Consider the following 13,050-nt stretch of genomic DNA (forward strand, 5'->3'; position numbering starts at 1 on the left):
ACGTCTACGTGCCCACCCGCCTCTGTGCGTTTGACGCCCCCCGCCGGGGGGCCCGTCCATGGGGCCGCCGGGCTGTGTCGTTTCAGCGCGCGGGTGCTGTTGCCGGTGCGGGTGCATCCGTCACGCGGCGCATGGGTGTTAGCGCCAAGGCCAGCGCAGCAACCACCAGCAACGTCCCGCCGCTGGCCGCAAACAACTGGGTGAGCGTGATGCTCTTCATCACCCACCCCGTGACGGCGGCGGAGATGGGTGCAAGGCCCATGAAGATGAACATGAACAGGCTCATCGCGCGGCCCAGCAAGGCGGGCGGCACACGCTGCTGGATCCAGGTGAACACACTCACCTGCATGAATCCACCCAGCAGGCCAATCACCAGCATCAGTGCTGCGCCCTGCCACACGGCCGTGATCAACCCCATGGGCATGAAGAGTGCGCCGATGATGGCGTCGAACGCCAGGATGGTCATGCCCAGGCTGCCCACACGCAGCCGCGGCAGCATGCCCGACACCACCATGCCCAGCAGCGTGCCCGCGCCATGGGCGCCCACCATGATGCCGAACGCGGCCGCGCCCAACTGGGGCGTGCTGCTGGCCAGCACCGGGATGGCGATGTGGATGGGGCCCATGATGAAAAGGGCAACGGCGCTCCAGTAAAGGAAGCAGGTGCGCAGTTCGCTGTCGCGCCAGAAATGCGCAAGGCCTTGGGCCACCGATGACAGCACGGCCTGTGGCGCTGATGCCGGGGGCGCAGTGCCAGCGTGGGTTTGCACCTTGGACAGCGTCCAGGCCGACAGCGCAAAACTCAGCGCATCCAGGGCAAAGGCCAGGCCGATGCCCGTGGCGTTGGCATGGGCCGATCCTCTCGTTGCTCCACCGGCATCACCCGCACCAAACAACGCAATCAGCAATCCTGCCAGCAGGGGCCCGAGGAACATGGTCATCTGGCGCAGGCCCAGGCTGATGCCGTTGGCCGCCTGCAACTGCGAGCGCGCCACCACGTGCGGCATCATCGCCGTGCCCGCCGGAATGCTGAAGGCCGTGGCCAGGCCAATGCCCAGCGACAGCGCGTACACCATCCACAGCGTCAACGTGCCTGCAAGCACCAGCCCCGCCAGCGCCGCCAACAGCACTAGGTTGACGTACTTGGTGATCATCAGCACCTGCTTGGGCGAGTGGCGGTCCACCAGCGCGCCGCCAATCAAGATGAACAGCGCGCGCGGCACGCTGATCAGGGCCAGCACGGTGCCCAGCACCAGGGTGTCGCCCGTCATCTGCAGCACCAGCCAGGGCAGGGCAATCAGCGTGAACTGGTCGCCCAGCATGGACAGAAAAGATCCACCAGTCATCCAGCGGAAGTTACGGTCCTTGAACAGCGCGGCGCGCGGGTCTGAGGTGGGGCCAGGACTGGGGTCCTGCGGCTTGTGGGGGAGTGCGGTGTCGGTAGTCATGTGTCGATCCATTCAAGGGGACCGACTGTGGAGCCTCACGTTGCGTGAGGGTCAAGCACTTTCAGCGCTTTTTATCAGCGTGTTGTCGATTCGCCTGCGGTGGTCGATGGCACTGCGCGCGCCAGCGCAGCGTGCAAAAAGGCACGGACAGGCGCGCTCAGGGGTGAGCCTGCCTGCAGCAGTGGTTCGTTGGCCGACGCGGTGAGCAGCTTCTGGCGCAGCTCTTGGTTGTTGCCGGTCAAGGTGTCGAACAGTGCGTTCCAGCGCAGGGCTGCGGCCATCGCGTCTGGGTGGTGGGGAGGCAATGCGCGTGCGAGAAGCGCCTGAACCCCCTGCTCCAGTGCTGCCCACTCGGTGTGCGGCACGTGGCCCAGCGCGCGCAGGTCGTCGCGGGCCAAATACTTTTCGAGCAGGGCCATGCGCAGCTTGATGGCGATTTCGATGTACTCGATCATGTCGCCCGGCGGCGCATGGTTGCGGCCCTGGGCGCTGGGCTCGGTGCGGAACATGTGGCCCCAGCGCTCCAGCAGGTCCATGTCGCCCTTCATCCAGTGCAGCATGAGCGCCATCCAGCGGTAAGCCAGCGCCTGCACCTCGGGTGTGTCGGGTGCCAGCTGCCGGTCCATGGCGCTGCGCACCAGGTCTTTCACAACCAGCCAGTCGGCCTCGATCAGGTTCCAGTTCGTGAAGATCTGCTTGAGTTCAGCCGAGCTGAAGTACTTGCCATAGGTGGTCATCAGCGCCAGCGCTTCGAGCCAGTTGCCCATGTCGGGCTCGGCTCCGGCCATCAGGCCGTCCCGCAGCATGGTCAGGCGCCCACGCAACTCAGTGGCCTGTGCAATCTGCTGGTCCAGCGAACGGATCTGCTGGCCGATGATGCGCTCGGGGCCCATGCCTTCGCCGGCCAGCAACTCGCCAATGTCGCTGAGCGCCAGCCCCATTTGGCGCATGGTCTGGATGCCGTGTAGGCGCTGCACGTCGGCCTGGCTGTACAGGCGGTAGCCTGCCTCTGACCGGCCTGAAGGCGTGAGCAGCCCGATCTCGTCGTAGTGGTGCAGCGTGCGCACCGTGAGGCCGGTGCGGCGGGCCAGTTCACCGACTTTCAGCAGCATGTGCAAGGAATGGATGGGTGGCCCGCGCGCCGGTTGGTTACTTGCCGACGGAAATCAGTTCGATCTCGAAGTTCAGCGTGGCATTGGGCGGGATCAAGCCGCCTGCACCGGCCGCTCCGTAAGCAATGGCGGGCGGGCAGGTCAGCTTGGCCTTGCCGCCAGGCTTCATGCGCTGCACGCCTTCGGTCCAGCACGGAATCACGCGGTTGAGCGGGAACGAGGTGGGCTCGCCGCGCTTGTAGGAGCTGTCGAACTCTTTGCCATCCAGGAACATGCCCTTGTAGTGCACCTTGACGGTGTCGGTGGCTTTGGGCGAATCGCCGGTGCCGTCCTTGAGCGATTCATAGACCAAGCCGCTGGCCGTGGTGACGGGCTTGGTTTGGGCCATGGCGGCGGGAGCGATCACGAGGCTGGCAAGCAGCACGCACAGGATGTTGCGCAAAGAGGTCTCCTTGGAGGGGTGAAATTTCGGACAGGCGCGATCTTAGCCCTGTTCAAGACGCCGCTAATTCCTGGCTGTGCATGAAAAAAGCCTGCACAGGGCCGTTGCACTGTGCAGGCTTTTCGGTGCGGTCGTGGGTCAGGCGTAGTCGCTCACGGGGATGCAACTGCAGCTCAGATTGCGGTCGCCCCACACGTTGTCCACGCGGCCCACGGGCGACCAATACTTGTTGCTCCGCAGGGCGGCCACCGGGTAGGCGGCCGCCTCGCGGGCGTAAGGGCGGTTCCAGTCGGCACCCAACAGGCTTTCAGCGGTGTGCGGCGCGTTCTTCAGTGGGTTGTTGTCCTGCGGCCAGGCACCGGATTCGACCTGGCGGATCTCCTCGCGGATGGCGATCATCGCGTCGATGAAGCGGTCGATCTCGAACAGCGTCTCGCTCTCGGTCGGCTCCACCATCAGCGTGTTGGGCACGGGGAAGCTCAACGTGGGCGCGTGAAAGCCGTAGTCGATCAGGCGCTTGGCGACGTCCTCGGCCATCACGCCGCTGGTGTCTTTGAGCTGGCGGAGGTCCAGGATGCACTCGTGCGCCACATGGCCGTTGGCCGATGCGTACAGCGTGGGGTAATGGTCCTTGAGGCGTGCACTGATGTAGTTGGCCGAGAGGATCGCCGTTTCGGTCGCGGCCTGCAGGCCTTCGGCGCCCATCATGCGGCAGTACATCCAGCTGATGGGCAGCACGGCGGCATTGCCCAGGGGCGCGGCCGAGACGGCGCCCACGCCACCCTTCACGCCACCCGTCGCGTGGCCGGGCAAGTAGGGGACCAAATCTTCGACCACACACACAGGGCCGACGCCCGGGCCGCCACCGCCGTGGGGGATGCAGAAGGTTTTGTGCAAATTCAGGTGGCTCACGTCGCCGCCAAACTCGCCGGGGGCGGCCACGCCCACCAGGGCATTCATGTTGGCGCCATCCACATACACCCGGCCGCCGTGGCTGTGCACCAGCGCACACAGCTCTTTCACCTGCGTTTCAAACACGCCGTGCGTGCTGGGGTAGGTGATCATGATGCAGGCCAGGTTGGCGCTGTGCTGCTCGCACTTGGCCTTGAGGTCGGCCATGTCCACGTTGCCGTTGTCATCGCACTTCGTCACCACCACCTGCATGCCCACCATCTGCGCGCTGGCGGGGTTGGTGCCGTGCGCGCTGCTGGGGATCAGGCAGATGTTGCGGTGGCCGTGGCCCTGCGCTTCATGGTAGGCCTTGATGGCCAGCAGGCCCGCGTATTCGCCTTGTGATCCCGCGTTGGGTTGCAGGCTGATGCCCGCATAGCCAGTGGCTTGGCAGAGCCAGGCGCGCAGTTGTTCGTCCAGTTCCTGGTAGCCCAACAACTGGTCAGCCGGTGCAAACGGGTGCACGTGGGCGAACTCGGGCCAGGTGATGGGGATCATCTCGCTGGTGGCGTTGAGCTTCATGGTGCAGCTGCCCAGCGGGATCATGCTGCGGTCCAGCGCCAGGTCTTTGTCGGACAGCTGGCGGATGTAGCGCAGCATGCCGGTCTCGGAATGGTGGGTGTTGAACACCGGGTGCGTGAGGTAGCTGCTGGTGCGGCGCAGCGCGGCGGGGATCAGCGGCTCGACGCCTTTCTCAAACGCATCAAACGTGGGCAGCGCCTGGCCGTCCTTGGCGAAGATCTTCCACAGCAGCTCGATGTCGGCGCGCGTGGTGGTCTCGTCGAGCGAGATACACAGGTAGTTTTCGAAGTAAATTCGCAGGTTAGCGCCCAGCTGGATTGCACGAGCAGCTATGAATTTGGTAGCGCCGTCGGTTTGGAGCGTTAGGGTGTCAAAACAAGCCTGTGGCCGCACCGGCGCGCCCAGTTGCTCCAGCCCCTTCGCCAGGATGGCCGTGTAGCTGGCCACGCGCTGGGCAATGCGCTGCAGGCCATCGGGCCCGTGGTACACGGCGTACATGCTGGCGATCACGGCGGGCAGCACCTGCGCCGTGCAGATGTTGGACGTGGCCTTTTCGCGGCGGATGTGCTGTTCGCGCGTTTGCAGGGCCAGTCGGTAGGCGGGCTTGCCGTGTGCATCCACGCTCACGCCCACCAGGCGGCCGGGAAGGCTGCGCTTGAACTCGTCGCGGCAGGCCATGTAGGCGGCGTGCGGGCCACCGGCACCCATGGGCATGCCAAAACGCTGTGTGGTGCCCACGACGATGTCGGCACCAAACTCGCCGGGCGGCGTGATCAGCGTGAGGGCCAGCAGGTCGGCCGCTGCGATGAAGGCGGCCTGTTTGGCATGCGCCTTCTCCACGTCGGCGCGCAGGTCGTCGATGCGGCCGCTGGTGGCGGGGTACTGCGCCAGCACCGCGAAATAGTCACCGCTCAGCGCGGCATCCCACTCGGCGGCGGAATTGGCCAGAACAACCTCGATGCCCAGGGGCTTGGCACGGGTCTGGATCACTTCGATGGTCTGCGGGTGGGCGTCACCGGCCACCACAAACACATTGCTCTTGCTCTTGACCGAGCGCTTGGCCAGCGTCATGGCCTCGGCGGCGGCCGTGGCCTCGTCCAGCATCGATGCGTTGGCAATGGGCATGCCGGTCAGGTCGCAGACCATGGTCTGGAAGTTGACCAGCGCCTCCATGCGGCCCTGCGAGATCTCGGCCTGGTAGGGCGTGTAGGCCGTGTACCACGCGGGGTTCTCCAAGATGTTGCGCAGGATGACGCCCGGTGTGTGGGTGCCGTAGTAGCCCTGACCGATGAAGCTCTTCAAGACCTGGTTCTTGGATGCCATGGCCTTGAGTTCGGCCAGCGCTGCCGCTTCGGTCACCGGCAAGGGCAGATCCATGGCGCTGCTGCGGGCGATGGAGCGCGGCACGATGGAATCGATCAGCGCGCGGCGCGAAGCCTCGCCAATCACCGACAGCATGTGGGCCTCATCCGCTGCGTCGATGCCGATGTGGCGAGGCAGGAATTCGGTGGCGTTCTCCAACGCGGCGAGTGACAGGGCGGCGGGCGCAGTCATAGGGCGGGCAATCCGGTTTGCTATTAAAAAAGAAGCTGCTAGCGCTTGTTGTTAAAGGGTTTCAAATATTTATCTATCTGAAACGCACTGTTTTCAAGCGCAACCAGCTATGGTTTTTGGTGGGAGGTGTTCACACCTGTTTACATCTGGTCAGGCACTGGCGGCGAACGCGCTGTAGGCGGTTTCGTCCATCAGTTCGTCCAGCTGGGCTGCATCGGCCAGCTTCACTTTGAAGAACCAGCCCGCCACCAAGGGGTCGCTGTTGGCCAGGGAGGGGTCGGCGCGCAGGGCTTCGTTCACTTCCACGATCTCGCCGGTCACGGGCATGTACACATCAGCGGCGGCCTTCACGGACTCCACCACACCTGCGACATCGCCTTGGGAAAACGTGGTGCCGACGGCAGGCAGGTCGACAAACACCACGTCGCCCAGTGCGTCTTGCGCATGGACGGTGATGCCCACCACGGCCGCATTGGCGTCAGCGGCGTTGATCCATTCGTGGTCTTTGGAGAATTTGACGGTCATGGGGAGGCTCCTCAAGCAACTAGAAAATGAAAGGAATAAATGAATCTGCAATGTAGCGGGCGCAGGCGCGTTATGCGCGCTGCGCCGGGCGAAATCAGCCGCGGAAGTAGTTGGCTGGCAGGAAAGGCATGGCGCGCACTTCCATCGGCACGGCCTTGCCGCGCACGATGGCGTTGACGCGCGTGCCGACGGTAGCAAAGGCAGGCGCGACGTAGCCCATGGCCACGGGTTCGTTCACCGTGGGGCCCAGCAGGCCGCTGGTCACTTCGCCGATCTTCTGGCCGTCGGTGCTTTGCAATTCGGTGTGTTCGCGCACGGGCACACGTTCCAGCGCAATTAAGCCCACACGTTTGCGTTGCAGGTTGGCGGGGTTGTCGATCTGCGCCAGCACCTTGTCGGCACCGGGGAATCCGCCTGCACGTGCGCCGCCCGTGCGGCGCACCTTCTGGATGGCCCAATTCAATGCGGCCTCGGGCGGGGTGGTGGTGGTGTCGATGTCGTTGCCGTACAGGCACAGGCCCGCTTCGAGGCGCAGCGAGTTGCGCGCGCCCAGGCCGATGGGCTTGACTTCGGGTTGGGCGAGCAGGGCGCGGGCCAGGGTGTCGGCCTGAGCGGCGAGCACCGAGATTTCAAAACCATCTTCGCCCGTGTAGCCGCTGCGGGTCACAAAACAGTCGCAGCCTGCGATGGAAAAGTCGCCGCCCGTCATGAACACCAGCTTTTCCACGCCGGGTGCCAGACGGGCCAGGGCGGTGACCGCCTGTGGGCCCTGCAGCGCCAGCAGCGCGTGGTCGGGCAGGGGGATCACGTCGCAGCGCTGACCGATGCCCGCTTGAATGTGGGCAATGTCGCCCACCTTGCAAGCGCCGTTGACGATGACGAAGATCTCGTCGTTGCCCTTGTTGAAGAACATCAGGTCATCAATGACCGTGCCTTCGTCGGTCAGCAACAAGCCGTAGCGCTGTTTGCCCACGGGCAGGTCGATCACGTCGACAGGCATCAGAGTTTCAAACGCCGCTGCGGCGTCAGGGCCAACCAGTTTCAGCTGACCCATGTGCGAGACGTCAAACAGGCCTGCCGCGTTGCGCGTGTGCTGGTGCTCGGCCATCAGCCCCGCAGGGTATTGCACGGGCATGGAATAGCCGGCAAATGGCACCATGCGGGCGCCCAGCTCGATGTGCAAGGCGTTCAGGGGCGTGGTGAGCAGGGGGGCGTTGGTGGCTGACGACATGGCGGACTCCGGGCAAATGGGGGCCGTGACCATCCATATAGACGATCACGGGATTTGCCCTGCTGTCCGCTTTACCTGAGAGATTCACCGCAGCGCCCTGGCTGGCCGTGCGGTTTGCTCCTTCGGTGGATGGCCTCATCACGCGGTGCGGTGGGCCATCTCTCTCCAGCAAGGGAACGCCCGCATCACTGCGGGCGGTTGTCAGTCCTTTTGCCTGAGCGTTCGGCTGCTGCCTGCGCCTTCGGCGGTGCTGCTCGTCTTGCGGGCAAGACGGAGCACTCTCTCCTGACGGGCTGGATTCTAACAACTACTTGGCGTAAACCAGATCGCGAAGTGCCAGCGATATCGAGGGGACGTAGGTGATGATCAGCAGGCACACCAAAATCACGCCCACAAAGGGCAGCAGGTGCTTGATGATCCGGTCCAGCGATATCTTGGCCACTGTGCAGGCTGCGAACAGGTTCACTCCAAAAGGCGGGGTGATCATGCCCAGCGCCAAGTTCACCACCATGATGAGACCGAAGTGCACCGGGTCGATGCCGAAGTGCATGGCCACGGGCGCCAGAATGGGGGCCAGCACGATGATGGCGGCGCTGGTCTCGATGAACATGCCGATCACAAACAGCGCCGCATTCACACCCAGCAGGAACAGGGCAGGGGACTGCAGCACCGCCTCCAGCCAGCGGCCGATGGCATCGGGCACACCGGCGCGCGTGATGAGAAACGCGAACAGCCCGGCGTTGGCGATGATGAACATGATCACCGCCGACGAGATGGCCGACTTGCGCAAGATAGCGAACAGGTCCTTGAGCTTGATCTCGCGGTAGATCACCACGCCCACGATGAGTGCATAAAACACAGCCACGGCCGATGCTTCGGTGGGTGTGAAGACGCCGCCGTAGATGCCGCCCAGGATGATCACCGGCATGAGCAGCGCCCAACCGGCCTGCCAGGTGGCCTTGCCGAAGGGCATGCGACCTTCGCCGTCGTTTTTGCCCCAGCCCTTCCACTTGCAATAGGCCCAGACAAAGAGCATCAGCGCTCCGCTGATCAGAAGACCCGGGCCAAAACCCGCAATGAAAAGCTCTCCAATCGACACTTCGGCACTTACGCCGTACAGGATCATCGGAATGGACGGCGGGATGATCACGCCCAGCTCGGCACTGGTAGCCTGCAGCGCCGCAGCGTAGCTGGTGGGGTAGCCGTGCTTGATGAGCGCCGGGATCAGGATGGCACCAATCGCAAACGTGGTGGCCACCGACGAGCCCGATACCGCCGCGAAAATCATGCAGGTGAGCACGCAGGTCATGGGCAAGCCGCCCTGCACGCCACCCACGATGCTCTTGGCAAACTCGACCAGGCGGCGGGAGATGCCGCCGGTTTCCATCAGGTTGCCCGCCAGGATGAAGAACGGGATGGCAGCCAGCGGAAACTTGTTGATCGAGCCGAACATCTCCTTGACGGAGATGAGCATGTTCGCGTTGGACGCCTGGATACCCAGGATGGATGCTAGACCTATTGAAACTGCTACCGAGATGGTCAGTGCAAAGCACAGCACCATCGTTGAAATCATGACCAGGCTCATTGGGCAGTCTCCAGTTCCATGCGCAGGGGATCGATCAGGTTGCCGATGATGCCGACCACGCAGAACAGGCCTCCGACGGGCATGGCCAGGTAGGCCCAGAACATGGACACCGACTCCAGCCCGGCCATGCTCTGCACGCCGCCGCGCACGGAATAGTCCCAACCCCACCAGATGATCACGCCGATCAACGCCAGCGCCGCCAGCGACACCACCCAGTCGAGCACGCGCCGCATTTTGGGCGGGCTCCAGCGGTAGAGCACGTCCACGCTCACCATCGCCCCCTGGCGAAAGGCGGCGGGGATGGCCAGGAACACCATCCAGATCAGGCTGAAGCGGATCAGCACCTCGGTCCATTCGGCGGGTTGTTCCAGCACGAATCGCGTCACGATCTGGAACATGCCGAGCGACGAGGCCACCGCCAGCATGGCGCACGCGGCCAGCATGGCGATGGAGGTTGTCCAGCGCTCAAAGGTCAGAAAAGCATTTTTCATGGGGCAAGGCCAGCCACGGGAGAAGGTGGATAAAAGGCAAGAACCAAACGCCCGGTAGCAACAGCGCTACGGGCGTTTGGTTCCTGGGTGTGGAGTCTGGCGAATTACTTCACGTCGCGGATTTTGTCGAGGGTGGCCTTGCCAAATTGCTTTTCAAACTCGGCGTTCACAGGGGCCAGCGCCGCTACAAACTTGGACTTGTCCGGGTTGTCCACCACGGTCATGCCTTTGGCGCGCAGGTCGGCCACGCCCTTGGCATCGTCTTCATCCACACGGGCACGGTTGGCTTTGGTGCCCTCTTTGGCGGCGTCGATGAACGCCTGCTTGTCGGCGGCCGTGAGCTTGTCGAACGAGCCCTTGTTCATGACGAAGATAGCGGGTGAATACACGTGGCCGGTGAGCGTCAGGTGCTTTTGCACCTGGTCGAACTTGGCCGAGATGATCACGGGCAGCGGGTTCTCCTGACCGTCCACGGTGCCCTGCTGCAAAGCAGTGAACACTTCAGGGAACGCCATGGGCGTGGTGATGATGCCAAAGCCCTTGTACGCGGCGATGTGCACGGGGTTCTCCATCGTGCGCATCTTCAGGCCCTTGAGGTCTTCGGGCGTGTTCACGGAGCGCTTGCTGTTGGTCATGTGGCGGAAGCCGTTTTCGGCCCAGGCCAGGGCCTTGAAGCCCTTGCTGTCGAACTTGGTCAGCATCTCCTGGCCGATGGGGCCGTCCAGCACGGCGCGGGCATGGGCCTTGTCGCGGAACAGGAAGGGCACGTCCAGGATCTTGGTCTCTGGCACGAAATTGGGAATGGGGCCGGTGGAGCTAAAGGCCAGCTCTTGCGTGCCCAGCTGCACCGCTTCAATCGACTCGCGCTCGCCGCCCAGTGCGCCGTTATAAAAGGTCTGCACCTTGTAGCGGCCAGCCGTGCGCTTTTCAACTTCCTTGGCAAACGTGTCGATGGCAATCCCTTGGTGGGAGTTTTGGGCCGTCGAGATGCTGATGCGCATGGTGGTCTGCGCGGCAGCGGTGGCCACAAAGCCGAGTGCAAGGCTCAGGCCGACGACGAGTTTGGTCAGTTGCATGCTGTCTCCTGTTGGGATGTTGTAGCGGCCGCCTCGGGGCGTGCGCCTTGGGGGAGCGAGGGGGGTGACACAGGGGTGTCAGCCTCGCGCAAATTATGGCGGCGCCCCTCTGGATGGGGCATCGGGGTTTGTGCTGGTAAGCGTGCTTATTAAAGGCAGTCCGTCAGCTTCTTGTCATGCTCTGGCGGCGCTTGTGTCGTGGGGCGGGCGGCCTTGCGGGAGCGCCCACATGCCAAGGGCCCCGCGCTGGCGGTAACCAGCCGGGGCCTTGTCAGTTTGTGCGATCCGGTAAGAACGCCTTGATGTGAGAAGTATGCGCGCCGGGGTAGAGATGAATTTGCTGAAATCTCTTTCATTTGCCTCATATGCAGAATAATTTTCTGTTTTTGGATTGATTGGTGAATAATCCAGCCGATGGATCGACTCGATAGAAAAATTCTCGCTGTACTCCAGGGCAACGCCCGCGCCAGCCTGCAAGAGATTGGCCAGGCCGTGGGCCTGAGCGCATCGCCCTGCTGGGGGCGTATCAAGAAGATGGAGGAGGCGGGCGTCATACAGGGCTACACGGTGCGGATCAACCCGCAGTCGCTTCAACTCTCCGACACGGTGCTGGTGCAGGTCACCCTGGACAGCCATTCGGACAACACGCTCGAAAAGTTTGGCGAAACGCTGGCCAGCATTCCTGAGGTGATTGAGGCGCACTTGGTCTCGGGCGACTACGACTACCTGCTGCGCATCGTCGTCAAAGACACGCGCGACTACGAGCGCCTGTTGCGCGAGAAGCTCTACAAGATCAAGGGCATCCGGCACAGCCGGTCCAGCTTTGTGCTGCGCACGCTCAAGAAAGCGGATCTTCCGCTGTTTGCCGGATAAATTTTGGTGAAAATGGCCGCTAGCGCTTATCCATAAAGCGCTGGTAGCTATGAAATCAGGAGTTTTACGCTGGGGGGCTTGTCGTCGGCGCGAATCTCTCGCAGGTTTCTTTTTGCTGACTGCCGCGCCTCGCGCCACATGGATTGCTTGCAGAATGGCGCCGCCATCGTTGCAGTCTTTGGGCTGACGGCGGTGCGTTGCACCACCCCGGTGCGTCTCCACACCGAGTCACTTGCCAGCCAGGCCGGAGCACCGCCATGAACCTGCGTTTTGTTGAAGCCTTCTACTGGGTGGCCTCCCTCAAGAGTGTGACGCGCGCTGCCGAGAAGCTGTTTTTGACCCAATCCGCCATGTCCAGCCGCGTGGCCGCGCTGGAGGAAGAGCTGGGCGTGTTGCTGCTGGACCGGCGTGACAAACACTTCAAGCTCACCGTGGCGGGCACGCGTTTTCTCACCTACGCCAAGCGCATGTTGGAGCTGCAGCGCCAGCTCAAGGCCGAGATGGGATCGGGCGGCCCGCTGGAGGTGTCGATACGCCTGGGGGCCATCGAATCGGTGCTGCACTCCTGGCTCATCCCGTGGGTGGAGCAACTGCGCAAAGACAACCCGCTGCTGGAGCTGGAACTCACGGTGGAGTCCACTCCGGTGCTGCTCGATCAGATCCGGCGTGGCACGCTGGATGCCGTGTTTGCGGCCTTGCCCGCGTCAGCCGACGGCATTCGCAGCCAGGCGTTGACGCCCATGGAGATGGTGTTTGTGGGCAACAGCAAGATCCACCGCAAACGGCGCTATGCGCCCGAAGACTTTGCGGGCACCGACATCCTCACGTTTCAGCGTGGCTCCCAGCCCCATGTGTACCTGCTGGACACGTTGCGGCAAGCGCAGGTGGAGCCGCGTTGTGTGCACACCATTTCGTCGATCTCTGCGATGGTGCAGTTGGTGCAGGGCGGGTTTGGCGTAGCCACGCTGCCGCGCCTGGCCGTGCAGCGGATGCTGGCCTTTCCGGATCTGCGCGCACTGGTTTGCGACATTGCGCTGCGGCCCCTGCCCATCCACGTGAGTTATCGCGAAGACCCGTCCTCGCCCGCGATGGAGGCGGTGGTGCGGTCAGCGCTCGGCTTTATCGACGCACAGCAACCGCAGCCCAAGGCGCGCAAACCCCGCAGCTGATACGGGGGCAAGGGCAGGGCAGGCCAGCTCTGCTCGCCTCGAATCTGCGGGGCTGTGCCTTCACAGCAGGTC

At 63.4% G+C, this 13,050-nt stretch carries 11 protein-coding genes and 2 riboswitches; of the genes, 2 read left to right on the forward strand and 9 right to left on the reverse strand.

The window, feature by feature from the left end; all coding sequences use genetic code 11:
* Positions 1 to 82: 82 nt before the first annotated feature.
* The 9 genes from ACK41V_RS10710 to ACK41V_RS10750 all read right to left on the reverse strand — a co-directional run bounded on the left by ACK41V_RS10710 (position 83) and on the right by ACK41V_RS10750 (position 10,936).
* Positions 83 to 1,447: an MFS transporter gene (locus ACK41V_RS10710; protein WP_409781806.1), complete on the reverse strand. Its 1,365-nt coding sequence runs from the start codon at positions 1,445 to 1,447 to the stop codon at positions 83 to 85.
* Positions 1,448 to 1,521: 74 nt separating this feature from the next.
* On the reverse strand, positions 1,522 to 2,559 hold the full coding sequence (locus ACK41V_RS10715) for a MerR family transcriptional regulator (protein ID WP_409781809.1): 1,038 nt from the start codon (positions 2,557 to 2,559) through the stop codon (positions 1,522 to 1,524).
* Positions 2,560 to 2,596: 37 nt separating this feature from the next.
* Complete coding sequence (locus tag ACK41V_RS10720) at positions 2,597 to 2,947, reverse strand: FKBP-type peptidyl-prolyl cis-trans isomerase (RefSeq protein WP_409781891.1); 351 nt, start codon at positions 2,945 to 2,947, stop codon at positions 2,597 to 2,599.
* Positions 2,948 to 3,139: 192 nt separating this feature from the next.
* The gene (gene gcvP, locus ACK41V_RS10725; RefSeq protein WP_409781812.1) at positions 3,140 to 6,028 is read right to left on the reverse strand and encodes an aminomethyl-transferring glycine dehydrogenase; all 2,889 of its coding nucleotides are present in this window, start codon (positions 6,026 to 6,028) and stop codon (positions 3,140 to 3,142) included.
* A 150-nt stretch (positions 6,029 to 6,178) separates the two neighbouring features.
* Positions 6,179 to 6,553: a glycine cleavage system protein GcvH gene (gcvH, locus tag ACK41V_RS10730; protein WP_409781815.1), complete on the reverse strand. Its 375-nt coding sequence runs from the start codon at positions 6,551 to 6,553 to the stop codon at positions 6,179 to 6,181.
* Between the two features lie 94 nt (positions 6,554 to 6,647).
* Complete coding sequence (gene gcvT / locus ACK41V_RS10735; RefSeq protein ID WP_409781818.1) at positions 6,648 to 7,784, reverse strand: glycine cleavage system aminomethyltransferase GcvT; 1,137 nt, start codon at positions 7,782 to 7,784, stop codon at positions 6,648 to 6,650.
* Positions 7,785 to 7,836: 52 nt separating this feature from the next.
* Positions 7,837 to 7,963, reverse strand: a riboswitch (glycine riboswitch).
* Positions 7,964 to 7,976: 13 nt separating this feature from the next.
* Positions 7,977 to 8,082: riboswitch (glycine riboswitch) on the reverse strand.
* 9 nt (positions 8,083 to 8,091) lie between these two features.
* On the reverse strand, positions 8,092 to 9,369 hold the full coding sequence (locus tag ACK41V_RS10740) for a TRAP transporter large permease (RefSeq protein ID WP_409781821.1): 1,278 nt from the start codon (positions 9,367 to 9,369) through the stop codon (positions 8,092 to 8,094).
* Positions 9,366 to 9,860 carry a TRAP transporter small permease gene (locus tag ACK41V_RS10745; protein WP_409781824.1) on the reverse strand — a complete coding sequence of 165 codons (495 nt, stop codon included), beginning with the start codon at positions 9,858 to 9,860 and terminating at the stop codon, positions 9,366 to 9,368. Before ACK41V_RS10745 ends, ACK41V_RS10740 begins: the two co-directional genes overlap by 4 nt.
* 104 nt (positions 9,861 to 9,964) lie before the next feature.
* Entirely contained in the window at positions 9,965 to 10,936 is a 972-nt protein-coding gene (locus tag ACK41V_RS10750; RefSeq protein ID WP_409781827.1) for a TRAP transporter substrate-binding protein, read from the reverse strand.
* 414 nt (positions 10,937 to 11,350) lie between these two features.
* Between ACK41V_RS10750 and ACK41V_RS10755 the strand changes: the two genes are divergently transcribed.
* Both ACK41V_RS10755 and ACK41V_RS10760 read left to right on the forward strand, forming a co-directional pair.
* On the forward strand, positions 11,351 to 11,809 hold the full coding sequence (locus tag ACK41V_RS10755) for an Lrp/AsnC family transcriptional regulator (RefSeq protein ID WP_409781830.1): 459 nt from the start codon (positions 11,351 to 11,353) through the stop codon (positions 11,807 to 11,809).
* A 257-nt stretch (positions 11,810 to 12,066) separates the two neighbouring features.
* On the forward strand, positions 12,067 to 12,978 hold the full coding sequence (locus ACK41V_RS10760; RefSeq protein ID WP_409781832.1) for a LysR family transcriptional regulator: 912 nt from the start codon (positions 12,067 to 12,069) through the stop codon (positions 12,976 to 12,978).
* Positions 12,979 to 13,050: the final 72 nt, after the last annotated feature.

This window comes from Acidovorax sp., from assembly GCF_046291265.1.
Classification (GTDB): Bacteria; Pseudomonadota; Gammaproteobacteria; order Burkholderiales; family Burkholderiaceae_C; genus Acidovorax.